Consider the following 22,513-nt stretch of genomic DNA (forward strand, 5'->3'; position numbering starts at 1 on the left):
AAAAGAATGCAAGTTTCTGTAGAGACAACCCAAGGTCTGGAACGCCGTCTTACCATCACTGTACCGGCTGCTACCGTTGACGCTGCCGTGCGTAAAGAATTGAATGGCCTGGCCAAGACTCGTCGCATCGACGGTTTCCGTCCTGGCAAGGCTCCGGTTGCCATCATCAAGAAGATGTTCGGCGCCATGGCTCATGCCCGCGTTGCCGATGAAATGATGCAGAACAACTTCATCAAAGCCATCATCGAAAACAAACTGAGCCCGGCCGGTGCGCCGACCATGGATCCGAAAGAGATCAAGGAAGGCCAGGATTTCGAATTCACCGCCACTTTCGAAGTGTACCCGGAGTTTGAAGTTGCAGGCCTCGAGACCATCAAGGTCGAGAAGCCGGTTGCGACCGTCAAGGATGAAGATCTGGCCAACATGATCAACACCCTGCGCAAGCAACACGCTACCTGGACCGATGTTGACGCCGCTGCCGCCAATGGCATGCGTGTCACCCTGGACTTCGTCGGTTCCATCGACGGTGAAGAGTTCGACGGCGGCAAGGCCGAAGGCTTCTCCCTGGAGCTGGGCGCTGGCCGCATGATCCCGGGCTTCGAAGATGCCATCCTGGGCAAGAAAGCGGGCGACGAGTTCACCATCGAGGTGACTTTCCCGGCTGACTACCACGCCGAAAACCTGAAAGGCAAGGCGGCCAAGTTTGCCTCCAAGCTGATCAAGGTGGAAGAGCAGGTTCTGCCTGAGCTGACCGAAGAGTTCGTCAAGCGTTTTGGCATCGAGAGCGGTTCCGTTGACGAGCTGAAGGCCGAAGTGCGCAAGAACATGGAGCGCGAGCTGGCTCAAGCCCTGAAAAACAGCGTGAAAGAGCAAGTGCTGAACGGCCTGGTTGAAGCCAACCAGATCGATCTGCCGAAGGCTGCCGTTGCCCAGGAGATCGACACCCTGCGTCAGCAAGCGCTGCAGCGCTTCGGTGGCTTCCAGGGCGGTAACGCTCCCGAGCTGCCGGCCGAGCTGTTCCAGGCGCAAGCCGAGCGCCGTGTGCGCGTTGGCCTGCTGCTGGGTGACGTCATCCGCACCAACGAGATCAAGGCTGACGATGCCCGTGTGACCAGCATCATCGAGTCCATGGCTACCGCCTACGAAGATCCGAAGGAAGTGATCGAGTACTACCAACAGAACGAGCAAATGCTGAACGGCGTGCGCAATCTGGCGGTGGAAGATCAAGCCATCGACCTGATCCTGTCCAAGGCTCAAGTGACCGAGAAAGAAGTGGCCTTTGACGAAGTGATCAACAAGTCCGGTGCCGCTGCCTAAGAACATTTGACTTAAGGTCAAAACTGTTAAGTATAATGGCTCGTGTGATCTCCACTCGGGCCATTTTATTTTAGGGACAATGCCTTATGTACAAGAACTATAACGATGTGACTGAATCCCCACGCAATGCGCTCATCCCTATGGTGGTCGAGCAAACGGCTAAGGGTGAGCGTTCTTACGACATCTATTCCCGTCTGCTCAAAGAGCGGGTGATCTTCCTGACCGGTCAGGTTGAAGATCACATGGCGAATCTGGTGGTGGCTCAGCTGCTGTTCCTGGAGTCCGAGAACCCGGATCAGGACATCAGCATCTACATCAATTCACCGGGTGGTGCCGTCACTGCGGGGATGTCCATTTATGACACCATGCAGTTCATCAAGCCGGATGTCAGCACCGTCTGCATGGGGCAAGCCTGCTCCATGGGGGCCTTCCTGCTGGCCGGTGGTGCCAAGGGCAAGCGTTTCTGCCTGCCGAACGCCCGCGTGATGATCCACCAACCGCTTGGCGGTTTCCAGGGCCAGGCATCTGACATCCAGATCCATGCCCAGGAGATCCTGAAGATCAAGAATACCCTGAACGAGCGTCTGGCCTTCCATACCGGGCAGGACATGGCCACCGTCGAGCGTGACACCGACCGTGACAACTTCATGTCGGCCGAGCAGGCTGTGGCCTATGGCCTGGTCGATGGCATCCTGAGCCAGCGTGGCTGAGCAGGGTATTCCGGACTGTTGTAAACTCAACAGAACGATCCATCCTCTATTGATAGAACGAGGTTGCTGAATGACAGAGAAACGCAAGGGTGAGGGCGACAAGCTGCTTTATTGCTCTTTTTGCGGCAAAAGCCAGCATGAAGTGCGCAAGTTGATCGCGGGCCCTTCCGTCTACGTATGTGATGAATGTGTCGAGCTGTGCAACGACATCATCCGCGAGGAGATCCGCGAGATCTCCCCCAAGCGCGATGGTAGCGAACTGCCGACCCCTCATGAAATTCGTGCGCACCTGGATGACTATGTGATCGGGCAGGAGTACGCCAAGAAGGTGTTGGCCGTGGCCGTTTACAACCACTACAAGCGTCTGCGCAGCGGCAGCGAAGCCGGTGGTGTGGAGCTTGGCAAGTCCAACATCCTGCTGATCGGTCCGACCGGCAGCGGCAAGACTCTGCTGGCCGAGACGCTCGCCCGCCTGCTGGATGTGCCCTTCACCATGGCCGATGCCACCACCCTGACCGAAGCCGGTTATGTGGGCGAGGACGTGGAGAACATCATCCAGAAGCTGCTGCAAAAGTGCGACTACGACGTGGAGAAGGCCCAGCGTGGCATCGTCTACATCGATGAGATCGACAAGATCTCCCGCAAGTCGGACAACCCCTCCATCACCCGCGACGTGTCCGGGGAAGGGGTGCAGCAGGCGTTGCTCAAGCTGATCGAGGGCACTGTCGCTTCCGTGCCGCCGCAAGGAGGCCGCAAGCACCCGCAGCAGGAGTTCTTGCAGGTTGATACCTCCAAGATCCTCTTCATCTGTGGTGGCGCCTTCGCCGGCCTGGACAAGGTGATCGAGCAGCGTTCCGTCAAGGGGACCGGCATTGGTTTTGGCGCCGACGTCAAGTCCAAGAATGCCAAGGCGACCTTGAGCGAGAACTTTGCCAAGGTGGAGCCGGAAGATCTGATCAAATACGGTCTGATCCCCGAGTTCATCGGTCGTCTGCCGGTGGTGGCAACGCTCACTGAGCTCGACGAGGCTGCCCTCATCCAGATCCTGAAAGAGCCAAAGAACGCGCTGACCAAGCAGTATGCTGCCCTGTTCGCGCTGGAAGAGGTGGAACTGGAATTCCGTGACGACGCCCTGAACGCCATTGCGCGCAAGGCGATGGAGCGTAAAACCGGTGCCCGGGGTCTGAGATCCATCGTCGAAGCCGTGTTGCTCGACACCATGTATGACTTGCCCTCCCTGGAAGGGGTCAGCAAGGTGGTGATCGACGAGACGGTGATCAAGGGGGATTCCGCCCCGCTGATGATCTACGACAATCCCGAGACTCAGGCTGCCGCCTCAGAGTAACTGGCTGATCTTTAATCACATAAAGGGGCTTTTTGCCCCTTTCATGCTTTTTACGGCCAAGGCGATTGAATCTCATCTTCGCGCCCCCATATACTCAGCCACGTGCTTTGCCAACGGTATAACAAGCCGAGAGGACATATATGAACCTAGAGCGTTCAGAACGCATCGAGATTCCCGTCCTGCCTCTTCGTGACGTGGTGGTTTACCCCCACATGGTCATTCCACTCTTCGTGGGGCGGGAAAAATCCATTCGCTGTCTGGAAGCGGCCATGGAGCAGGACAAGAAAGTCCTGCTGGTGGCCCAGAAAGATGCGTCGACTGACGAGCCAACGGTGGAGGAGATCTTCTCCGTCGGGACAGTGGCCAATATTTTACAGATGCTCAAGCTGCCGGACGGCACCGTCAAGGTGCTGGTGGAAGGGGGCCAGCGTGCCCGTCTTGAGCGGATGATCGATGACAAGGACTTCTTCGTCGGGGAGGCGCAGTACATAGCGTCTGCCGCCATCGAGGAGAAGGATCAGGATGTGCTGGTGCGCTCCGCTATCGGTCAGTTTGAAGGTTACATCAAGCTCAACAAGAAGATCCCGCCCGAGGTACTGACCTCGATCTCGGCGATCGATGACGCTGCGCGCTTGGCCGATACCATGGCCGCGCACATGCCGCTCAAGCTCGAAGACAAGCAGAAGGTGCTGGAAATCGCCTCTGTGTCCGAGCGCATCGAGTTTCTGATGGCCATGATGGAGTCGGAGATTGACCTGTTGCAGGTCGAGAAGCGCATCCGCTCCCGGGTCAAGAAGCAGATGGAGAAGAGCCAGCGCGAGTACTACCTCAACGAGCAGATGAAGGCGATCCAGAAAGAACTGGGTGAGCTGGAAGACAGTCCGGACGAATTCGAGGCCCTCAATCGCAAGATTGAAGAGGCGGGAATGCCGGACGATGCCCGTGAGAAGGCCCTGGCCGAGCTTGCCAAGCTGAAGATGATGTCCCCCATGTCGGCCGAAGCCACAGTGGTGCGCAGCTACGTGGACTGGATGGTACAGGTGCCTTGGAAGGCCCGCTCCAAGGTCAAGAAGGATCTCGCCAAGGCACAAGAAGTGCTGGATTCGGATCACTATGGCCTGGAGAAGGTCAAGGATCGCATCCTCGAGTATCTGGCGGTGCAGGCGCGAGTCAACAAGCTCAAGGGCCCCATCCTCTGTCTGGTTGGGCCTCCCGGTGTGGGCAAGACCTCGCTCGGTCAGTCCATCGCCAAGGCGACCGGTCGCAAGTATGTGCGCATGGCGCTCGGTGGTGTGCGTGACGAGGCGGAGATCCGCGGTCACCGCCGCACCTACATCGGCTCCATGCCCGGCAAGCTCATCCAGAAGATGGCCAAGATCGGCGTGAAGAACCCGCTGTTCCTGCTCGACGAAATCGACAAGATGAGCTCGGACATGCGCGGCGATCCCGCCTCAGCCCTGCTGGAAGTGCTGGACCCGGAGCAGAACAACAGCTTCAACGATCACTATCTGGAAGTGGATTATGACCTGTCGGACGTGATGTTCGTGGCCACCTCCAACTCCATGAACATCCCGGGTCCGCTGCTGGATCGGATGGAAGTGATCCGCCTGTCCGGGTACACCGAGGACGAGAAGCTCAACATCGCCAAACAGCACCTGGTCGCCAAGCAGATCCAGCGCAACGGCTTGAAAGAGTCCGAGATCACCATCGAAGACTCGGCGCTGATCGGCGTGATCCGCTACTACACCCGCGAGGCGGGGGTGCGTAGCCTGGAGCGCGAGATCTCCAAGATCTGTCGCAAGGCGGTCAAACGCATCCTGCTGGACAAGAGCATCAAGCATGTTCAGGTCAATCAGGACAACCTCAAGGAATTCCTCGGGGTGCAGCGTTTCGACTACGGCAAGGCCACCGACCAGAACCAGGTAGGTCAGGTGTGCGGGTTGGCGTGGACCGAGGTGGGGGGCGATCTGCTCACCATCGAGACCACCAACGTGCCGGGCAAGGGCAAGCTCACCTACACCGGTTCCCTCGGTGACGTGATGCAGGAGTCTATCCAGGCGGCCATGACGGTAGTGCGGGCCCGTGCCGAGAAGCTGCGCATCAATGCCGACTTCTACGAGAAGCGCGACATCCACGTGCACGTGCCGGAAGGGGCGACCCCGAAAGATGGCCCGAGCGCCGGTATCGCCATGTGTACCGCCCTGGTCTCCAGCCTGACCGGCAACCCGGTGCGCGCCGATGTGGCCATGACCGGGGAGATCACCCTGCGCGGTGAGGTACTGCCCATCGGTGGCCTCAAAGAGAAGCTGCTGGCGGCCCACCGTGGCGGTATCAAGCGGGTGTTGATCCCGTTTGAGAACGCCCGTGACCTGGAAGAGATCCCGGCCAACGTCAAACAAGATCTTGAAATTTATCCGGTTCGCTGGATTGATGAGGTGTTGGCGCTGGCGTTGCAGGACAATCCGCAGGGTTTCGAACGCGTTTCTGTCGTGTAAATGTTGATGCGCCGCAAATTTGGCGCATTCGGGAGGTGGTAAAGGCTTGCATGCGCCGGATAACGGAAGTAGCCTTGACCACCGATCGGGTACTCATGATGAGTCGCAATGCGTGATGTGGCGCGGGTTTGCGCCAGATTGTCACTTGCAACTGATCAGGAGGCTTGCTATAAAACCTCCACTTGTTGTGGCCAGGGAAATCAGCGCCGCAGCGATGTTCGATAAAAGGGGAATATAAGAGTGAATAAATCTCAACTGATTGACAAGATTGCAGACGGTGCTGATATCTCCAAAGCCGCTGCTGGCCGTGCGCTGGATGCCTTCATCGATGCAGTAGGTGAAGCTCTGAAAGAGGGTGACCAGGTTGCGCTGGTTGGTTTCGGTACTTTCGCAGTTCGCGAGCGTGCTGCTCGTTCTGGCCGTAACCCGCAAACTGGTGCGACCATCGAAATCGCCGCCGGTAAAGTTCCTGCCTTCAAAGCCGGCAAGGCCCTGAAAGACGCGGTCAACTAAGCCGGGCGCTGATTTCACATCGGCCACCGTCCTTGGTCGCAGACCAGACAAGTGAGAGGGCTCTCCCTCATACTGATTGACCAAGGCGCATCGCAATCGGTGCGCCTTTTCATTATTTACGCCCATCGAGTTCGGGAGCATAAGTACAAACATGATGTTGGATAAACTACGCGAAGGGGCGCAGGGCAAGGTAGCCAAGGTTATCTTGGGCCTGATCATCCTCTCCTTTGCCTTGGCCGGGGTAGGCAGCTACCTCAATGGCCCGGCACGTACCGCCCCCGCTACCGTCAATGGCAATGACATCAGTGCTCCCGCACTGGAGAATGCCTATCGCAACGAGCGGGCCCGCATGGAATCTCAAATGGGTGAGGCCTTCAATCAGATGGCTGCCAACCCCGATTACATGAAACAGTTCCGCCGTGGGGTGCTGGACCGGCTCATCGATCAGGCACTGATCGATGGCAAGGCCCGCGAACTCGGCCTGCGCGTCAGCGACGAGCAGATCAAGCAGGCCATCGTCGCCATGCCGGAGTTTGTCGAAGAGGGCAAGTTCAACAACGAGCGCTATCTGCAGCTGATCCGCCGCGCCGGCATGACGCCGGAGATGTTCCGCGACTCCCTGCGCCAGGACATGGTGCGCCAGCAACTGATGGGTGCCCTGCTGGGTTCCGAATTTGCGCTCAAGGGTGAAGCCGAACAGCTCGACAGACTCTATAACCAGACCCGCGATCTGCGCCTGGTGCGCCTGAGCGCCGCCGCCTACATGAATGAGGTCGAGGTGACCGACGCCGAGGTAGAGCAGTTCTACAAGGCCAACAGTGCCCGCTTCATGAACGACGAGAAGGTCAAGGTCGACTACCTGCTGCTGGACGCGGCCAATCTTGGCAAGGAAATCAAGGTCAGCGAACAGGATGCCCAGGATTACTACGATCAGCACCAGGACCAGTTCCAGCGTGCCGAGCGTCGCCAGGTAGCACACATCCTGATCCCGTTTGGCAAGGATGAGAAAGCTGCCGAGCAGAAGGCGAGCGAGTTGCTGGTGAAAGCCAAGGGCGGTGAAGACTTCGCCGCGCTGGCCAAGGCCAACTCCTCCGATACCTTCTCCGCCAAGAAGGGCGGCGAGCTGGACTGGTTCGAGAAAGGGGTCATGGATCCCACCTTCGAGAAGGCCGCCTTCGAGCTGGCCAAGGCCGGCGATCTCTCCGCCGTGGTGAAGAGCCCGTTTGGCTTCCACATCATCAAGCTGCTGGCCGTCGAGCCCGCTCAGACCAAGCCGTTTGCCGATGTGATGAGCGAAACCATCAGCCGTCTGCAAGCCGACAAGGCCAAGGAGCAGTTCTTTGCCCTGCAGCAGAAGATGGCCGACAGCAGCTTCGAAAACCCGGACTCGCTGGATCTCACCGCCGAGACCATGGGTCTGAAGGTCATCTCCTCTGACTACTTCAGTCAGGCCGATGCGGCTGCACCGCTCAATGATCCCAAGGTGCTGGCGGTGGCGTTCTCCGAACAGCTGCGCGATGACAACACCAACTCCGATGTGATTGAACTGGCAGATGGCAAGGCGCTGGTGCTGCACATCATGGGTCACCAGCCGAAGGCCGCCAAGCCGCTGGCAGACGTCAAGGAGCAGGTGGTTGCGGCCATCAAGCACGACAAGGCGAGCGAAGTGGCGCGCAGCAAGGCGCAGGCCCTGCTGGACAAGCTGCACGCGGGTGAAGACATCCAGGCCGACTTGACCGCACTGGGTGCCAAAGTGGAGACCCATGACGGCGTCGCTCGCTTCACTCAGGACATGGATCAGAACCTGCTGGCCCAAGCCTTCCGCATGCCCCATCCGAAGGATGGCAAGCCGAGCGTGGAGCTGGTTGCCGAAGCCAATGGCGATCGGGTCGTGGTGGCGCTGGACAAGGTCAACGTGACCAAGGAGCCGTCCCAGATGGTCAGCCTGCTGCAAGGCCAGCTTGGCCAGGGCAAGGCACAGGCCTCCTACAAGTCGCTGATCGACGAGCTGCGCAAGACCGCGAAGATCGAGTACTTCACCGACGTGGAAGCGGCCGTCGAATAAACCCGACATCGCACTCCATCGAAAACGGCCCCATCATGGGGCCGTTTTTTTATCTGCAAAATAGGGCTGTGGTAGTGTGATATGCCACCCAACCCCGCTTTATGCACAGCCTCAACTGCCAGTTGCAAACAGGTCGGCAGTGTCTGTGGTGGGGTTCCAGAGCAATAAAAAAACCGGCGCCTTGGCGCCGGTTTGCATTGGATGAGTGCGGGGCAGGGTGCTTACACCACGCCCTGAGTGCGCAGGTAATCCTCGTAGGTACCGCCGAAGTCGCGGATGCCGTTCTCGGTCAGCTCCATGATGCGGGTCGCCAGGGAGGAGACGAACTCGCGGTCGTGGGAGACGAAGATCAGGGTCCCTTGGTACATCTCCAGCGCCATGTTCAAGGATTCGATAGATTCCATGTCCAGGTGGTTGGTCGGCTCATCCATGATCAGGATGTTGGGGCGCTGCATCATCAGCTTGCCGAACAGCATGCGACCCTGCTCGCCACCGGACAGCACCTTGACCGGCTTCTTGATGTCGTCCTGAGTGAACAGCAGACGACCCAGGATGGAGCGCACCGCCTGCTCGTCTTCGTTGGGCTGTTTCCACTGGGTCATCCAGTCGAACACGTTGAGATCGGTGTCGAAGTCTTCGGCGTGATCCTGGGCGTAGTAACCGATCTGGGCGTTTTCGGACCACTTGATGGTGCCGCTGTCCGGTGCCAGTTCGCCCATCAGGGTCTTGATCAGGGTGGATTTACCGATGCCATTGGTACCCAGAATGGCGACCTTCTCGCCCACTTCCAGCATCATGCTGAGGCCCTTGAACAGCGGCGTCTCACCGTAGCCCTTGGACACCCCTTCCACTTCCAGAATGTTGCGGTACAGCTTCTTCTCCTGCTCGAAGCGGATGAAGGGGTTCTGACGGCTGGAGACCTTCACTTCCTCGATCTTGATCTTGTCGATCTGCTTCAAGCGGGAGGTCGCCTGGCTGGACTTGGAGGCGTTGGCGCTGAAACGGGAGACGAAGGATTGCAGATCGGCGATCTGGGCCTTCTTCTTGGCGTTGTCGGAGAGCAGACGCTCGCGAGCCTGGGTGGCCGCGGTCATGTACTCGTCGTAGTTGCCCGGGTAGACACGCAGCTCGCCGTAGTCCAGATCCGCCATGTGAGTACAGACGGAGTTCAGGAAGTGACGGTCGTGAGAGATGATGATCATGGTGCTTTCACGATCGTTGAGCACCTGCTCCAGCCAGCGAATGGTGTTGATATCCAGGTTGTTGGTCGGTTCGTCCAGCAGCAGGATGTCGGGATTGGAGAACAGCGCCTGTGCCAGCAGCACCCGCAGTTTCCAGCCCGGTGCCACTTCGCTCATGGGGCCGTTGTGCTGTTCGATGGGGATACCGGCGCCCAGCAGCAATTCACCCGCGCGCGCTTCGGCGGTGTAGCCGTCGAATTCGGCGACGGTGCCTTCCAGCTCGGCGGCCTTCATGTAGTCGTCGTCGGTGGCTTCCAGGTTCGCGTAGATGGCATCACGCTCGGCGATGGCGGCCCACAGCTCGACGTGGCCCATCATGACCACGTCCAGTACGCGCATCTCTTCGTAGGCGAACTGATCCTGGCGCAACTTACCGATGCGCTCGTTGACGTCCAGGCTCACATTACCGCCAGTGGGCTCAAGGTCGCCGCCGAGGATCTTCATAAAGGTGGACTTGCCACAGCCGTTGGCGCCGATGAGGCCGTAGCGGTTGCCGCCGCCAAACTTGACGCTGATGTTCTCAAACAACGGCTTGGCGCCGAACTGCATGGTGATGTTATTGCTGCTTAACATATGATTGTAAAAAAATCCTTAATTATCAGTGCGCTATGTCACTGGTTGAAAATTCTGGGGCGCTATTGGGGCAAATGCCCATTCTTTTGCATTGCACTCCAGATCAAGTCGGCCTCACTGCGGCTGGCGGATTCGATCCATTTTCCATAGACCTCTTGCAACATCCTTGCGGAGTTGTGGCCCATCTGTTCAGCTATGAACGCAAGATTTCCGTGAGCAGTAATGTTCCAACTGGCAAAAGTATGCCTAAGTTGGTAGGCACGACGATATCGAACCCCAGACTTTTTGATTGCTGCTTGCCATGGTGCCACCAGGAAAACTGCGGAGTAAAACGGTGGTCTACCTGGCACAAGCCTGGTTGGACGAAAAACTGGACGCAATGTTTGGCGCACGATCATGCCACCTGGTAAGTGCATGTCAATCTTTGCGTCCGAAAGTGCCCCAGTTATCTTAAATTGTTCCTGTAATGCGGCCAGAGCCGGGGGCATCAGCTGCACAATCCGAGTACGATTTGTCTTTGGCAGTTTGAACTGCATCTTCTGTTGAGTGATGTTGCGCCGGATGTGGATCACCCGCTGCTCCATATCGACATCCTCCCAACTTAGGGCCCGTAGCTCACCGGGGCGGATTCCGGTATAGGCCAGTACCAACAATATGTTCTTGAATTGCTTGTTAGAGGTTACCTCCAGCAGCTTTTGAAACTCCCAATGCTCAAAAGGGTCTGCGCTCTTTCCTGTACTTAACTTTGCGGCATGGACGCGTACATCAAACTCCCTCTCGATAAGTTCATTCCTGGCTGCCCAGTGAAGTAAATTCCCCACGTGCCCCAGGTAGGTCTTGACTGATCTTGGTTGGCAATCGCCGAGCAAATCGTTGCGTAGCCTCTCGATATGCATGGGGAGCAGGTCGGCAATCGGCATGTCTTGGCCAAGGAACAAGGTCATTCTGCGAAAGGCGCTAAGGTATGAGCGCTTGGTTGAGATGCCGACGGTTGGACCTACGCTCTCCATAAATGCTGTGACGGCCTCAGCCAGGGTCATTCTGGTGGCATTGCTCATGCCTAGGCGCACGAGAGCCTTGGAGTTTGGGAAGTGTTTGGCATAGTCAAAATTGCCTAGTGCGATCTCGTGCTTAATCGCCGCCAGTTTGTTTGCTGCGAATTTAATATTCGCTTTGCTCAGGGGAATGTCGAGGACTTCGCGGCAGCGGTTACCTTTGTAGCTGAAGCAGAGTCGCAATTTGTTGCCGTGTACCTCTATCCCGGTCAGTCCTGCAACCAGGGTGGAAAGGTTGTCTATTGCGTTGACTCTACCCACTTGTCGTACTCCTCGATGCTGTAACGAACCTGTCCATCAGGACCATATTTCCAGATCACTCCTTCCGGCCATTCGCCTTTAAGGCGCCGTCCCTCGGCTGCTTTCTCAGTCATGCCAGTTAGTGCTTCAAAGAGGCGTGGTCTCACCCATCTTGCACAGGGGTAGATGTAGTTGCGTTGCATGTGGTCCTCGATTTAAGAATCTCTGCAAGCCGGTGGTGCCCGCAGGTGTTGTAGTAGAAGGTTTGAACTTGCTTGCGAGAGTGCGATGCCTGGTCAAGGCGGTACTCCCCAAGCTCTGGGGTTTTAAGGTTATGCAGGTTGGCGAGCCTGCCAATGGCTTGAGCGCTTACCCCCAACTCTTTGCCTAATTCGGTGGCACTCCAGAGCTGGCCGGCAACCCTGGGTGCTTCGATAGGCAGATCGAAGTGAGCCAGGATGCGGCCGATCTCGGCGAGCTTGGCCGATCGGGAAAGGGTGGGGGAGCGCACGGTGCTGACCAGGTCGTTGAGTAGCTGGCTATCCTGGTCGATGGTCAGTTGAAGTTGTTGCATGGCGTGGCCCTCCTGTTATTGAGGATGGGGCGCCAATGGGATTGAAGGAAGGGCCGTTATTTCTTGCACCCCAAATCCGGGGAGCAAGACTGGCTCGCCGGCTATGACCGCCAGCCGCGGTATCCGGAAAAGCCAGGATCCCGTACCCGCTGAAATGGCAGGACAGGGAGATGGGCTATCAGGGTCTTGAGCTGGGGGTTATCGGGTTGGCTGTCGATGGTGACTCGGGCGCCGGGGTTAATGCGGAGGTATCTGGCGCGGGTTTCTTCAGCTTCGGTACGGGTTAGGCCTTGTTGGATGATGGGCTGCCTGTAACGCATTGCTTACCTCCTTCAAGATGCGGCACTGATGTAGCTACCGCATTTACGGTCTTAAGCATGGGAGTCCTATGAGTTATCCACCGTTTCTGTGTGGCCAGCGGTGGATGAATTGGGGGTATCAGGCTACGGACTGCGCCAGCAGTGATGGTGCTTCATTGCCCCAGCAGTCCCAACCAGGGGCGGCAAGGCGGGCAAACAGCTCAATGCGTGGCACATCACCACATAGCTTCTCGATGGCCTCTCTGCACTCGCGCGGCTTCTCGCTATGGCGTCCAACCTTGGCTCGAATGACCGAGCGCACAGCCTTGTCCACTACCAGATTGCTGACTTTGCCTTTGATGCCGATCAGGGCGCACTCTGCACCTGCCCGCGTTGCCCACCCCATTCCAAAGTGGGGATTGTCGTTCACGGTGCGCTTCTCCCACACAAGGCCGGTCATGGTCATGACCCGGAACCCCCAGGCTTTGCACAGGTCGATGGCCTCCTGTGGCATGCTGCCGACCCACCACATGACCAGCATGCAGTTGTCGTCTGCCAGCCTTGCCACAGGAAGGGCTTTCATGTCCTCTACCGAGGTGACGCTGTACGCCTGTGCAGCCCCGCTTTTCATTGATCCGCCTGACTTCTTTGATTTGAATTGCCAGGCCGGGTCCGCGTAGATCACCCGGTACTTGCGGTTGGTGCTGTGGATGTCGATCTTCATGCCGCCGCCTTGTGCTGTTCAGCCTGTTGGCTGGCGGCGAACTGCTCCTCCCAGAGCTTCACCTTGAGCTCGCAGGCGTAGACGATCTGGCCGACCAGCTTCTCGCCGATCCCCTTGACCTTGTTCAACTGATTGCCCTGGTGACTCATCACCTTGTAGAGGGTGTCGATTCCGGCCTCCTCCAGCGGCTTGATGGTGCGCGGCGGCAGGCCGCACTCGTGGATGCTGACCGTCTTGGCCCATTCGGTGCGTGGCTGCAGGTGGGGATGGCTCAGCTCCAGAGCCTCCTGCATAAAGGCGAAGATGTCCCGGGTCATCTCGTCCGGGGCCCCGGCACCATAGGGCGTCGGGTAGATGGGGTTCATCCACTGGCTCAACATGACCGAGCAGCCGGAGCCATCGGACTTCATGGCGTGCAGCTTCCAGTTGAGGTCGTTGATGAGGTAGGGGAGGTTGGATTTCAGGCCGTGATCCACCAGGTAGACGTTCCAGAGCGTGCCATCCTCACCCTTGTAGGTGTTGGCGAGGTGCTTGTGCCAGACCAGCTTGGCGACGCGGCTGCTCTCCAGCTCCATGATGACAGTGTGGCGGCGCTCCAGCTCGCGATCCTGCTCGTTGATAGCGCCCAGCAGCTCGTTGATGCGGCGCTCCAGCGTCAAAACTTCAGCGCGGTAAGCGGCCTCGTTGCTCTTGTGCTTGGCGATCGCGGTGCGCTGATCCTCCAGCAGCTCGTTCTTTTCCTTGATGCGGCGCTTCATGCCGGCCGGGTCCATGGCGTTGAGGTCGGCCAGTTGGCGCTCGAGCTGGCGGGCGCTGTACTGCAGGGTGCTGTATTTGGTCCGGACGTCGTTCAGGGTGCGCTGCAGCTTGTAGAGCTCGGCGTCCTTGGCTTCCAACTCAGCGGCGCCTTCTTGTCGTGCGGCAGCGATGCGCTGCTCGGCTTCGGCGACTTGCTGGCTCAGCTCGTTGACCAGGGCCGCCTGGGTGAGCAGCTCGCCATCCCGAGCTTCCAGTTGGTCGATCAGCTCGTTGAACTCGTCGATGTGGGCATTGGCGGCCTCGCTGATCATGATCAGGTTGGCGTTGAGCAGGGTTTCGAAGCTGCCGATGGCGGCCTTGGCCGGGCCATCCGGCATCAACAGGATGTTGCGGATCTGGCTGGTGAGGGTGTTCAGGGCAAGGCTGGTCGCCTCGCTGGGGTTCAGCGTGGTCATGGTCTGGGTCCTGTTGGGAAAGAAAAAGCCCAGCAAGTTCTGGGCTTTGGTTGGTTAGTCGTCGTAGCTCTCGATAATGAGGTCGTAGTTGTGCTGGTGTTCACCCTGATCCAGGTTCACCTTGGATTTCATGGCGTAGGCGGCCATCAGCTTGCGCTCAGCTCCGTAGAATGGGCCAACACACTTCTTGGATTTAACGTTATCCTCGTCGATTTTCATGGAGTAAATGCAGCCCTCTTTGTCGAGGTCGAGCTGATATTCGCAGCGGTATTTATCCATATCCGCTTCTTTGCCGATGTAGATGTGACGATACCCATAGGAGGATTCTTCGATAATGAGCGTCATCTCCTCGTCAACGTGATCACCTTCGCCGTATTGGGTGATCGATTTGCGAACCGCATCGAGCACCCATGACAAGGTAATTTCTTCTGGAAGCTCGCTCATGATCTCCTGGATTTCCTTATCCAGCACCTCTGCCAGGCGCTGGTCATAGAACTCGGTCGCTGCCATGCGCAGGCGCTTGGTCACGAAGTCGTGATAGCTGGGGAAGTCGCTCAGATCATCGATGTTCGGCATGATGGCCTTGGTCAACGCCTCTTTCACTGCCTTACCAACATCGCCATATTCGCGTAAAACATCCCGAGCGCAGTCGTCGATCAACTTGTCGGCGTACTTACCGAGCGCTTGTTCAAGGGCGCCGCTCTGGATTTTCTGCTGCAGGACGCTACCGAACATAGTCTGAACGGTGGCGCTGCTGGGGTCTATTATGGGGGTAAACTCGTTTGCTTCGGTCATGGTTGGGTCCTTGGAGGAAGTGCCCGCCGGTTAGCGGGCATGGGAGGTGGTTTAAGCAGCTTTCTTGGTACTGAGCCCAAGGCGGTCGACGTTTTTCTGGTAGATGCCAGATGCTGACTTCTTCTGTTCAGTGTTAAGGCGGGGACCCAGCTGACTGACCTCGGTAACCAGGGTTTTCATCTCTGAACCAGACTGAGCGAGATCCATCTTGAACAGGATGTCGGCGAGGAGGTCTTCTGCTTCGAGGTCCTTTGGCTCACTTTGCTCATCGGTATCTGAAATGGGCTCCACCGCGGGTTCATTTCCTGCGCCGACGACCTGGGCTTCACCTTCGATAACTTGTCCTTTTTGCTGCTGGGCACGGCGCTCGGCCGCTTTACGGGTGAGCTCTGCTTTTGCGTCAGCACCGCTTTGCGGGCCGTCACTTGGAGGCGTCACGTCGATCTCCTCCAATTCATCGACAGAGTAAACTCCCAGGATTACATCCGGGGTGTAGAGCCTTGCCCAGCGTTTGACACCCAGATATGCAAGCTGTTGCTTGGGGTCATCTGCCCAAAGGGTGGAGTTTCGAGTGCGGGCCTGTTGGAGCAACAGGGTCACTTCACGGGATTGGCCGCTGGAAAGGTGTGCGATGATCTTGACCCCACAACCCGCCTCATCGGCAAAGGTCCAGTCAGGCACTCGATACTCGACAGGTTTCCCATCTTTCTCTTTTCGGATCACTTTGAATTTACCGATCACTCGCTCCCAGGGTCCGAAGAACTCGTAGTCAAAGCGTCCCTTGATTGCACCGGAGTTGACCACAATCGCGTTGACCAGCTGGGCTTCATAACCGAGCGTGCCATTGACCAGATGGGTCTTCTGCGCAACGGGGAACGGGTTCATCCCCCACTGGATGGCCTGCAGGCAGATTGCAAAGCAGTCAGCTTTGTTCCCACGTAAGTGCTGGGGAACGGTGGTCTTTCCGCTGGCCATCATGTCGGCCATCTTGTCGATGCTCGCCATGAAATCGACGTTCATCATCAGGTTCAGCATGTTGGCTTGCCCACGTTCATTGGCCAACACGGGGTTGGCTTCTTGGGTTGCTACTTGGTTATTCATCATGCTGCCTCGCTACCGAAGAGGTTGTCAGGAAGGGCATCAAGCGGCCGCTCAACGTCAGTGACTTGTGTGAGCGTGATACCACTCTCGTCTTCATTGAGGGTGTTGCGTTCGGCGTTGGCCTGGAACGAGGGGACGACAATCTCACCCATGCCATCGTGACCCGGCCAGTAGTTGTCTTGGCTCCAACGGACCACGTTACGCACTGCCATGTTGCGCAACTCCAGCGCACGGCGCTGGTCGTCCTGACCGTAGTAGTAGACGCCTACCAGAATGGGCTTGAACACATCGCGGCCCAGTGGACCATCTTTCTCAACGGCGATGAAAACGAAACTGGGCTTGTGGCCGGTCAGGATTTCATAGCCATCGGAGTAGTGGGCATCCTGCACGTGATAGTTGTGGGAGCTACCATCTCGTGCGAACCCGCTGGGGCTGGCGTTGCGCACGAACTTGAGGTCAACCAGAACGTGATCGGGGCGCATCCAGTCTGGACGGCACTTGAGCAGGGCTTTGGTTTCGGAGTGATGCCAGTAGAGACTGGACTCTGCAACTCCTTCATCCAGCAGCACAGCAGCTTCGGGATGAGCCAAGACGGCCTCTCGATAGCGGAGGGCGTGCTGATACTCGTTGGCCGTCAACACCTCGCGTCCGCCGGCCTCTTGCATGAATTGCTCTTTGAGCTCATCGAGGAACACAGCATCAGGGTTGAAAGTTCGGATCCGCTCGGCCATTTCAGCCTTGGTGCCATTCAAGGGGAGTGGACTGGGCAGGGCATTGATATGTGATGCGTGCTCCGCCTGCTGGATGCCCAGCAGGGCGTAGTTCTCGAGCACAGCTTGATAGCCGCCAGACGTTTTGATGGGTTTTGGCAGGCTGTCGTGGTAAGCCTTGATGCAGGCTTTGAGCGCAGCGCCAGTGCGCTTGTCATCTTCGCCCAGGGTCTGGAATGCTTCTGGCAGCAGCTCATAGGCAGCTTCGTGCTCACCCACTCCTTTTCCTGCATCAATGGGCTTTGGCAGCTTGCTGTTGTGTTCCTCGATGGCCTGGACCAGTTCCTCGATGGCAGGTTTCTGCTCGAGGCTCTCGTTGTATTCCTGAATGACGGCCTTCATCTGTTCGGCTCCAGCCAGGGCATGAGCAGGCCACTCAGGCTCAACGATGAACTCGCTGTTGAAGTCATCGAACTCAAGCACGATCTTATGCAGGATCTTGCCCTCACGCAGGGCTGCAGTTTGCTTCTGGTCGTTGCCTTCAACCTGGTAGTAGTGGTAGTGCTGGCCAGACACCAAAGCCCAATCTATGCCGCTCTTGGATAATCCAGGCCCACCGTGGTAGGCATCGCCGGGGATTCCGGGGTAAATGCCAGGGCCTGCCGGCTCGAACTTGGTGACAACGGCCTCGGCGATCAGGGTTTTCTGGTTGGAGTTTTCCATGGTTGGTCCTCGTTTGTTAAATAGTGCGTCCATGGCAGCCAGCGCCTTATCCAGAGCGATTGCTTTGGCGTGGTCCATGCGCGCCTTGGATTCGGTGATGATGCGAAATTGACGCAGGTTGATGATGTGAAGCGGAGTGGGTGGGCCAACGAGCTCCGGTTCTGGGGCGTTGCTTGTTACTGCTTGTTCAGGCTCAGGCCCTCGCTCGGAATAACGGTGTTCGATGCCTAGGTGCATTGCTAAGGCTCCCTTTAAGCCGCAGCTGCTGGCTCCGCTTTCTGGCCAGTCATCAGCCAAGCGAAGTGGGCGGAAAGCTCGGGGTGCTGCGCTATCAACAGCAGGGTGCCGCCGCTGATTTCCCGGTAGTTCAGCTCGTAGTTTTTGAGCGTGGTGGGTGGGATCCCCAACATGTCGGCGAACTTCGGCCGGCTGAGGCCTAGGTGTTCACGCAACTGGCGCAGGCGCTTGCGGCAAGCATCATTGAGCGGGGGGATGGTCAGGTTGCTTTGGTCGGTACGCTTTTTCATGGTCTGGGTCCTGTGGTGGTTATCCGAAGGCGGCCACGGCTACACCAGAGCCACCTTCGGATACCGGCTCGCAAGCCGGCACCGCGTCACCTTCTGGCCCCACATTCCGGATTGAACGGGTTAGCGGGGATCTGCCGGGCCAGCAGATTGCGTGCGGTGACTGCCCAATCCAGGTTGTTAAAGAGCGTGCTCAGCCGAATTTGGCGTGAGCGAAGCCAAAGCATCCTTGCGGTGCTTGAGAAAGAGGCTTTGGCTACGGCGCTATTAGGGAAGCGCCAGACCCGGGTCAGACGGCGTTGCGGTGGAACTCGGCGCGCCAGTGGAGGAGGGCGCTGTGCTTGGTAAATCCAGTGGTGCGCCTCTGGGCTGCTCGGGCCGCAACGATGTGGTGTTGCTCAGCGGCCAGCATGGCGATGACAACTTTTTGCTTAATCGCACGGCGGCGGGCGGTATTACCGTTCAACTTATCGGCGATCGACATCAGGATGTGGTCGGCGCGTTGTGCGGCTCTGGAAAAAATGCTCTCTGCCATGGTACATTTGCTCCTGTTGACGGGTTGGTCCTCGTTAACTCCTTCCTCGCTTTGGCTTGGATGGGTCCTGATTGTTGGGGTTGGTCCCCTGGCAATCTATCTTGGCCGGGGTGGTTCCCGGTCCTTCAAAGCCCGCCTTGTGCGGGCTTTGTCGTTCTTACGCGCTGGTCAGGCGCCTTCTACTTTTCCCTGGTTAGGGGCGGGTCCTGTTGCTGGTGGTCGATGATTCGTCTCAACCGGTTGAGCACTGCGGCAATGCTCATGCGGTTGAGTGCTCCCGCGCTCGGCGGGAGCATCTGGTTACGCTGCAGCTTGCAGGCAGGCTGCACGGGCCTTGTGTTCTATACCGGCCTCGGTCTTGACGGTGTAGAACAGGCCGCCACCGCGGCGTTTGCCGAGGTCAGTGATGTTGGTGATCACTGCCGGAACGGTGACGCGGGTCCGGGGGTTGGTGTACTGCACTGGATCGTTCACTTTCATGGTTGGTCCTCTGGTTTGGTTGAATGCGGTCCAATGTCCTACTCTGGCCATTTGGTTCGGAGGTATTACCTATGTCTGGATGGTTAGGCAAACCTTACGAAATGCATGATAGGAAGTAATAACTAACAATGCAATAGTTTGGTAAGTAATTTTTAACTAATGGGCACTGGTACGACTTTCATGATGAAAAATGGGTAAAAAAAACCCGCCAGGAGGCGGGTTGATCGTGTGAGGGTAGGGATGTTAAGCGCGGCGTAGCTCGATCATTTTTCCGAGGATAGTTGCGTCTTTTGCCTTGAGGAAGCCGAAGTGTGGATCGTCAGCAACTAAGTTCATACCGTCGATAGCGTTCTTTGCACGCAGCAACAAGAACTTATCTTTGTACTGGATTAATGCAATGTCACCACTATCCAGTTTGCGATGGGTCGGACTCATATCGACGATAATCAAGTCGCCCTTATGGATGCCACTTGTGGCTAGATCTTCATTTTCTGCGACAACCGCGCACAAATGTCCACCATCCTCCACAACAAGATGCCGGCCTGTGTCTATCAAGGGGATGGCATCGCTGGGTTGGCCAACCATGTCCTTCAATTCCCAGATCGGGACTTTAGAGACAGCAGTGCTGGATGCGTAGTCTGTGCTGCTCTTACCTACGAACAGCCATATCGGGTCACAACCCAATATTCTAGAGATGCTGAGTAAGCTACTGATTCTTGGGTCGCTGGTGTTGCCGTGAATGATGGCGCTCAAGGTCGGTTTGGAAAGTCCGGTTTTTCTTGCCAGGTCGGCAGCCGTAAATCCGCGCTCCTCCATTAACTGCTGGAGTCTTACGTTAAAGGAAGACATCAATTCCACCATATCGTTAGATTCAACAAACATACTGCATTATGCCTTGCCAGCTGTAAGGTTTGTTTTCGTTGACCAGTTAGTTTGTTCTTACTAATATTGCTTGGCATTTACCGGAGGACCAACCATGCACATAGATGAGCCCATCAAGTTTTTTGGCAGTGCGGCAAAGGCAGCAAGCGCCATTGGATACAACAGAGTTTGCTTCAATGATTGGCGGAAAAAAAACCGCGGCATTGTATCACCCAAGGCCGCAGCACTGTTTGTAGGTGCCAGCGATGGGAAGCTCGAGTTTGGTATTCATGACTACGCCAACCCCGAACAGAAAAATCAACAGGCCGCCTAACCACCGGCCTGAGTCATTACCAATAGAGGACCAACCCAATGGGACGACCAGCACTGTCTGATCACGAAAAAATGGATGCCATTTCTCCACTGCGAGTACGCGGCAACCCGGCACAGCGCCGAGTCTGGCAAGAAGTCGGTGCAGAGCTGCAGATGACCGAAACCGCATTTGCTCGCACCTCGCTACTGATCCTGCTCAAAGCCATATCTCAGCACGAACCCCAGATCCTGACGAGAGCCGTCAAACGGGCCAATCGGAGCCTCATCGAGCAGGGTTACCCACCCGTCACCGTGGAAGAGATCCTGGATGGCTCTGGCCTGCCTGAGCGCGGCCTGCTGCTGTTCACTCCAGAGGATGAAGCGGTATATGACGAGGAAAGGCCAAAGCGTCCCCTGCAAAAACTCATCAACTTCGTTCTCGGGAGGTAACCCCATGACTACGCAACCCAGGCCGCCGCGCCCAGCCTCAAAACATGTCTGCTATCGGGACAACATCATTCTGAAAGCGGTTATGCACGAGCTGGCGCTTGAGCTGGATACCGCGCTTATCCCGACTGCGCACGCCGCCGGCACCGATCGGCAGGCATTGCGCCTGGCCCGTGAGCTGCAGACCCGCACTGTTGAGCGTGCAGAGGCACAACCCAGCGCATAACCACTATCTGCCCGCCTGACCAGCGGGCGTTTTGAACCAGGACCTGACCAATGACCAATCCAACCATGGCCCGTGGGGGCCACCCCTTGCCGCACGATCTTGGCCACTGCCCGCAGTGTGGTAGTGAGCTGCAATCTGGTACCGACGACCGCACATTTGAGTGCCCCGCTTGTGAGTACACCGAGCAGGAGGTGGCAGCATGAGAGTACTAATAGCTTGCGAACGATTTGGTGTTATTCGCGATGCCTTTATCAATGCCGGCCACGATGCATGGTCATGTGACCTTGTGGATTCCGAGGTACCTGGTCCGCATATCCGCGGGGATGCTTTGAATGTGATGCGGTGGGGCTGGGATCTCATGATCGCCCACCCAGATTGTACCTATCTGACCTGCTCTGCAGAGTGGGCATATGGGGATGGTCCGTATCACCAGCGCGTCAAGCCAGGCACTCTCGTAGGTGAAGCCCGGCGTGCAGCTCGTGAGATGGCTTTGACCTTTGTTGATGCGCTGGCAGTGGCACCCATTCCATTCATCGCTATAGAGAACCCAGCGATTGGAGCTATCAACAAGCGCCTTGATTTAACCCGGTATGGGTTCCGCTCAAATTTCCCTACCCAAGTAATTCAGCCTCACCAATATGGGCACGACGCAAGCAAGGCTACAGGGTTGGCCCTCAAGGGCTTGCCGGATCTTTTACCGACACTCTGGGTAGCACCACGCATGGTTCTGCAACCCAGTGGAAAGTTATTGCCTCGATGGGGAAATCAGACCGACAGCGGCCAGAACAGGCTGAGCCCGGGAGATGGGCGCGCCATGGCTCGAGCCAAAACCTACCAAGGGTGGGCTAATGCAATGGCCACACAATGGGGGCCAGTCGTCGCGGCGGCGGTAGCAATGGGGGTGGCGGCATGAGCAACTTCTACAGCAAAACCAAAAGAGCCAAGATCTTCTCCATGTTTGGAGGGAACTGTGCGTATTGCGGCGACCAGATCATGATAGAGACATTTCACGTGGAGCATGTGGTTCCTAAGTCGAGTGGCGGTACGAATGAATACTTGAATCTAAAGCCGTCTTGCGAGGGGTGTAACCGCACAAAGCGCACATGGTCTATCGAAGAATTCAGGATCCGTCTTGCGATTAAGCAATCAGCCAATGGGGTCAGTTTCAACGCTGCACAGATCGAGTTGCTGAAAGCTACGGGATGTCTTGATTTACTGGGGGTAAATCAAAACCTACGGTTCTATTTTGAAACAATGAAGAATGATGCGGGGCAAGAATGAATATCAACTTTCTGGATCGCCCAATCGCATTCCATCGCCCATTTGTTGCCCTCACTGGTTCGGTAACTGCTGCTTTATTTTTGTCCCAGGCAATCTATTGGGCAAAGCGCTGTAAAGCACATGAAGATGGCTGCTTGTAGTGGTCTAATCATC

General features: G+C 57.1%; 23 protein-coding genes. 11 read left to right on the top strand and 12 right to left on the bottom strand.

Translation table 11 applies throughout. The features are described 5' to 3' along the window. Positions 1-6: 6 nt before the first annotated feature. The 6 genes from tig (at position 7) to ppiD (ending at position 8,445) form a co-directional block, all read left to right on the top strand. Positions 7-1,317, top strand: coding sequence for a trigger factor (gene tig / locus LG30_RS0106710; RefSeq protein ID WP_033129952.1), 1,311 nt, complete (start codon positions 7-9; stop codon positions 1,315-1,317). Between the two features lie 86 nt (positions 1,318-1,403). After that, entirely contained in the window at positions 1,404-2,027 is a 624-nt protein-coding gene (gene clpP, locus LG30_RS0106715; RefSeq protein ID WP_033129953.1) for an ATP-dependent Clp endopeptidase proteolytic subunit ClpP, read from the top strand. Positions 2,028-2,097: 70 nt separating this feature from the next. Next, a complete protein-coding gene (gene clpX, locus LG30_RS0106720; protein ID WP_033129954.1) occupies positions 2,098-3,372 on the top strand; it encodes an ATP-dependent protease ATP-binding subunit ClpX in 1,275 nt (424 codons plus the stop codon). A 140-nt stretch (positions 3,373-3,512) separates the two neighbouring features. After that, the gene (gene lon / locus LG30_RS0106725) at positions 3,513-5,867 is read left to right on the top strand and encodes an endopeptidase La (RefSeq protein ID WP_033129955.1); all 2,355 of its coding nucleotides are present in this window, start codon (positions 3,513-3,515) and stop codon (positions 5,865-5,867) included. 240 nt (positions 5,868-6,107) lie between these two features. Further along, complete coding sequence (gene hupB, locus LG30_RS21385) at positions 6,108-6,380, top strand: nucleoid-associated protein HU-beta (RefSeq protein WP_005315375.1); 273 nt, start codon at positions 6,108-6,110, stop codon at positions 6,378-6,380. Between the two features lie 151 nt (positions 6,381-6,531). Beyond that, positions 6,532-8,445 carry a peptidylprolyl isomerase gene (gene ppiD / locus LG30_RS0106735; protein ID WP_033129957.1) on the top strand — a complete coding sequence of 638 codons (1,914 nt, stop codon included), beginning with the start codon at positions 6,532-6,534 and terminating at the stop codon, positions 8,443-8,445. A gap of 221 nt (positions 8,446-8,666) precedes the next feature. Here ppiD and LG30_RS0106740 read toward each other — a convergent pair whose 3' ends face one another. From LG30_RS0106740 to LG30_RS0106795, 12 genes are all read right to left on the bottom strand, one after another. After that, positions 8,667-10,259: an ABC-F family ATPase gene (locus LG30_RS0106740; protein ID WP_033129958.1), complete on the bottom strand. Its 1,593-nt coding sequence runs from the start codon at positions 10,257-10,259 to the stop codon at positions 8,667-8,669. A gap of 62 nt (positions 10,260-10,321) precedes the next feature. Beyond that, positions 10,322-11,575 carry a site-specific integrase gene (locus tag LG30_RS0106745; protein ID WP_033129959.1) on the bottom strand — a complete coding sequence of 418 codons (1,254 nt, stop codon included), beginning with the start codon at positions 11,573-11,575 and terminating at the stop codon, positions 10,322-10,324. 142 nt (positions 11,576-11,717) lie between these two features. Further along, positions 11,718-12,128: a hypothetical protein gene (locus LG30_RS0106750; protein ID WP_033129960.1), complete on the bottom strand. Its 411-nt coding sequence runs from the start codon at positions 12,126-12,128 to the stop codon at positions 11,718-11,720. 438 nt (positions 12,129-12,566) lie between these two features. Beyond that, positions 12,567-13,151 carry an MT-A70 family methyltransferase gene (locus LG30_RS0106755; RefSeq protein WP_033129961.1) on the bottom strand — a complete coding sequence of 195 codons (585 nt, stop codon included), beginning with the start codon at positions 13,149-13,151 and terminating at the stop codon, positions 12,567-12,569. Next, a complete protein-coding gene (locus LG30_RS22485) occupies positions 13,148-14,365 on the bottom strand; it encodes a hypothetical protein (RefSeq protein WP_033129962.1) in 1,218 nt (405 codons plus the stop codon). Before LG30_RS22485 ends, LG30_RS0106755 begins: the two co-directional genes overlap by 4 nt. A gap of 54 nt (positions 14,366-14,419) precedes the next feature. Then, positions 14,420-15,160 carry a hypothetical protein gene (locus tag LG30_RS0106765; protein WP_033129963.1) on the bottom strand — a complete coding sequence of 247 codons (741 nt, stop codon included), beginning with the start codon at positions 15,158-15,160 and terminating at the stop codon, positions 14,420-14,422. A gap of 51 nt (positions 15,161-15,211) precedes the next feature. Next, the gene (locus LG30_RS0106770; RefSeq protein WP_033129964.1) at positions 15,212-16,264 is read right to left on the bottom strand and encodes a RecT family recombinase; all 1,053 of its coding nucleotides are present in this window, start codon (positions 16,262-16,264) and stop codon (positions 15,212-15,214) included. Further along, a complete protein-coding gene (locus tag LG30_RS0106775) occupies positions 16,261-17,931 on the bottom strand; it encodes a PD-(D/E)XK nuclease-like domain-containing protein (RefSeq protein WP_033129965.1) in 1,671 nt (556 codons plus the stop codon). The genes LG30_RS0106770 and LG30_RS0106775 overlap by 4 nt, the downstream gene beginning before the upstream one ends. Before the next feature lie 14 nt (positions 17,932-17,945). Continuing rightward, complete coding sequence (locus LG30_RS0106780) at positions 17,946-18,221, bottom strand: helix-turn-helix domain-containing protein (RefSeq protein ID WP_033129966.1); 276 nt, start codon at positions 18,219-18,221, stop codon at positions 17,946-17,948. A 286-nt stretch (positions 18,222-18,507) separates the two neighbouring features. Continuing rightward, positions 18,508-18,753 (bottom strand): hypothetical protein, encoded by a 246-nt coding sequence (locus LG30_RS0106785; protein WP_033129967.1) that lies wholly within the window; start codon positions 18,751-18,753, stop codon positions 18,508-18,510. Between the two features lie 300 nt (positions 18,754-19,053). Continuing rightward, on the bottom strand, positions 19,054-19,233 hold the full coding sequence (locus LG30_RS0106790) for a hypothetical protein (RefSeq protein ID WP_033129968.1): 180 nt from the start codon (positions 19,231-19,233) through the stop codon (positions 19,054-19,056). 243 nt (positions 19,234-19,476) lie between these two features. Further along, positions 19,477-20,115: a helix-turn-helix domain-containing protein gene (locus LG30_RS0106795; RefSeq protein ID WP_052100878.1), complete on the bottom strand. Its 639-nt coding sequence runs from the start codon at positions 20,113-20,115 to the stop codon at positions 19,477-19,479. Positions 20,116-20,209: 94 nt separating this feature from the next. Here LG30_RS0106795 and LG30_RS0106800 point away from each other — a divergent pair, with 94 nt between their 5' ends. From LG30_RS0106800 to LG30_RS0106820, 5 genes are all read left to right on the top strand, one after another. After that, the gene (locus LG30_RS0106800; RefSeq protein ID WP_033129969.1) at positions 20,210-20,428 is read left to right on the top strand and encodes a hypothetical protein; all 219 of its coding nucleotides are present in this window, start codon (positions 20,210-20,212) and stop codon (positions 20,426-20,428) included. 38 nt (positions 20,429-20,466) lie between these two features. Next, positions 20,467-20,856 carry a hypothetical protein gene (locus LG30_RS21395; protein WP_050716672.1) on the top strand — a complete coding sequence of 130 codons (390 nt, stop codon included), beginning with the start codon at positions 20,467-20,469 and terminating at the stop codon, positions 20,854-20,856. A 4-nt stretch (positions 20,857-20,860) separates the two neighbouring features. Next, a complete protein-coding gene (locus LG30_RS0106810; protein ID WP_033129971.1) occupies positions 20,861-21,079 on the top strand; it encodes a hypothetical protein in 219 nt (72 codons plus the stop codon). A gap of 199 nt (positions 21,080-21,278) precedes the next feature. Next, entirely contained in the window at positions 21,279-21,992 is a 714-nt protein-coding gene (locus LG30_RS0106815) for a hypothetical protein (RefSeq protein WP_033129972.1), read from the top strand. Further along, positions 21,989-22,360 carry an HNH endonuclease gene (locus tag LG30_RS0106820; protein WP_033129973.1) on the top strand — a complete coding sequence of 124 codons (372 nt, stop codon included), beginning with the start codon at positions 21,989-21,991 and terminating at the stop codon, positions 22,358-22,360. The genes LG30_RS0106815 and LG30_RS0106820 overlap by 4 nt, the downstream gene beginning before the upstream one ends. Positions 22,361-22,513 lie beyond the last annotated feature (153 nt).

Origin of the sequence: Aeromonas aquatica (genome assembly GCF_000764655.1) — a bacterium.
GTDB classification, from domain to species: domain Bacteria; phylum Pseudomonadota; class Gammaproteobacteria; order Enterobacterales; family Aeromonadaceae; genus Aeromonas; species Aeromonas aquatica.

What these genes read in the sequence shown, in the direction of transcription:
- tig (WP_033129952.1), top strand. Translation starts at nt 7, where the DNA reads ATGCAAGTTTCTGTAGAGACAACCCAAGGTCTGGAACGCCGTCTTACC.
- clpP (WP_033129953.1), top strand. Translation starts at nt 1,404, where the DNA reads ATGTACAAGAACTATAACGATGTGACTGAATCCCCACGCAATGCGCTC.
- clpX (WP_033129954.1), top strand. Translation starts at nt 2,098, where the DNA reads ATGACAGAGAAACGCAAGGGTGAGGGCGACAAGCTGCTTTATTGCTCT.
- lon (WP_033129955.1), top strand. Translation starts at nt 3,513, where the DNA reads ATGAACCTAGAGCGTTCAGAACGCATCGAGATTCCCGTCCTGCCTCTT.
- ppiD (WP_033129957.1), top strand. Translation starts at nt 6,532, where the DNA reads ATGATGTTGGATAAACTACGCGAAGGGGCGCAGGGCAAGGTAGCCAAG.
- LG30_RS0106740 (WP_033129958.1), bottom strand. Translation starts at nt 10,259, where the DNA reads ATGTTAAGCAGCAATAACATCACCATGCAGTTCGGCGCCAAGCCGTTG.
- LG30_RS0106750 (WP_033129960.1), bottom strand. Translation starts at nt 12,128, where the DNA reads ATGCAACAACTTCAACTGACCATCGACCAGGATAGCCAGCTACTCAAC.
- LG30_RS0106755 (WP_033129961.1), bottom strand. Translation starts at nt 13,151, where the DNA reads ATGAAGATCGACATCCACAGCACCAACCGCAAGTACCGGGTGATCTAC.
- LG30_RS22485 (WP_033129962.1), bottom strand. Translation starts at nt 14,365, where the DNA reads ATGACCACGCTGAACCCCAGCGAGGCGACCAGCCTTGCCCTGAACACC.
- LG30_RS0106765 (WP_033129963.1), bottom strand. Translation starts at nt 15,160, where the DNA reads ATGACCGAAGCAAACGAGTTTACCCCCATAATAGACCCCAGCAGCGCC.
- LG30_RS0106770 (WP_033129964.1), bottom strand. Translation starts at nt 16,264, where the DNA reads ATGATGAATAACCAAGTAGCAACCCAAGAAGCCAACCCCGTGTTGGCC.
- LG30_RS0106775 (WP_033129965.1), bottom strand. Translation starts at nt 17,931, where the DNA reads ATGCACCTAGGCATCGAACACCGTTATTCCGAGCGAGGGCCTGAGCCT.
- LG30_RS0106780 (WP_033129966.1), bottom strand. Translation starts at nt 18,221, where the DNA reads ATGAAAAAGCGTACCGACCAAAGCAACCTGACCATCCCCCCGCTCAAT.
- LG30_RS0106785 (WP_033129967.1), bottom strand. Translation starts at nt 18,753, where the DNA reads ATGGCAGAGAGCATTTTTTCCAGAGCCGCACAACGCGCCGACCACATC.
- LG30_RS0106790 (WP_033129968.1), bottom strand. Translation starts at nt 19,233, where the DNA reads ATGAAAGTGAACGATCCAGTGCAGTACACCAACCCCCGGACCCGCGTC.
- LG30_RS0106795 (WP_052100878.1), bottom strand. Translation starts at nt 20,115, where the DNA reads ATGTTTGTTGAATCTAACGATATGGTGGAATTGATGTCTTCCTTTAAC.
- LG30_RS0106800 (WP_033129969.1), top strand. Translation starts at nt 20,210, where the DNA reads ATGCACATAGATGAGCCCATCAAGTTTTTTGGCAGTGCGGCAAAGGCA.
- LG30_RS21395 (WP_050716672.1), top strand. Translation starts at nt 20,467, where the DNA reads ATGGGACGACCAGCACTGTCTGATCACGAAAAAATGGATGCCATTTCT.
- LG30_RS0106810 (WP_033129971.1), top strand. Translation starts at nt 20,861, where the DNA reads ATGACTACGCAACCCAGGCCGCCGCGCCCAGCCTCAAAACATGTCTGC.
- LG30_RS0106815 (WP_033129972.1), top strand. Translation starts at nt 21,279, where the DNA reads ATGAGAGTACTAATAGCTTGCGAACGATTTGGTGTTATTCGCGATGCC.
- LG30_RS0106820 (WP_033129973.1), top strand. Translation starts at nt 21,989, where the DNA reads ATGAGCAACTTCTACAGCAAAACCAAAAGAGCCAAGATCTTCTCCATG.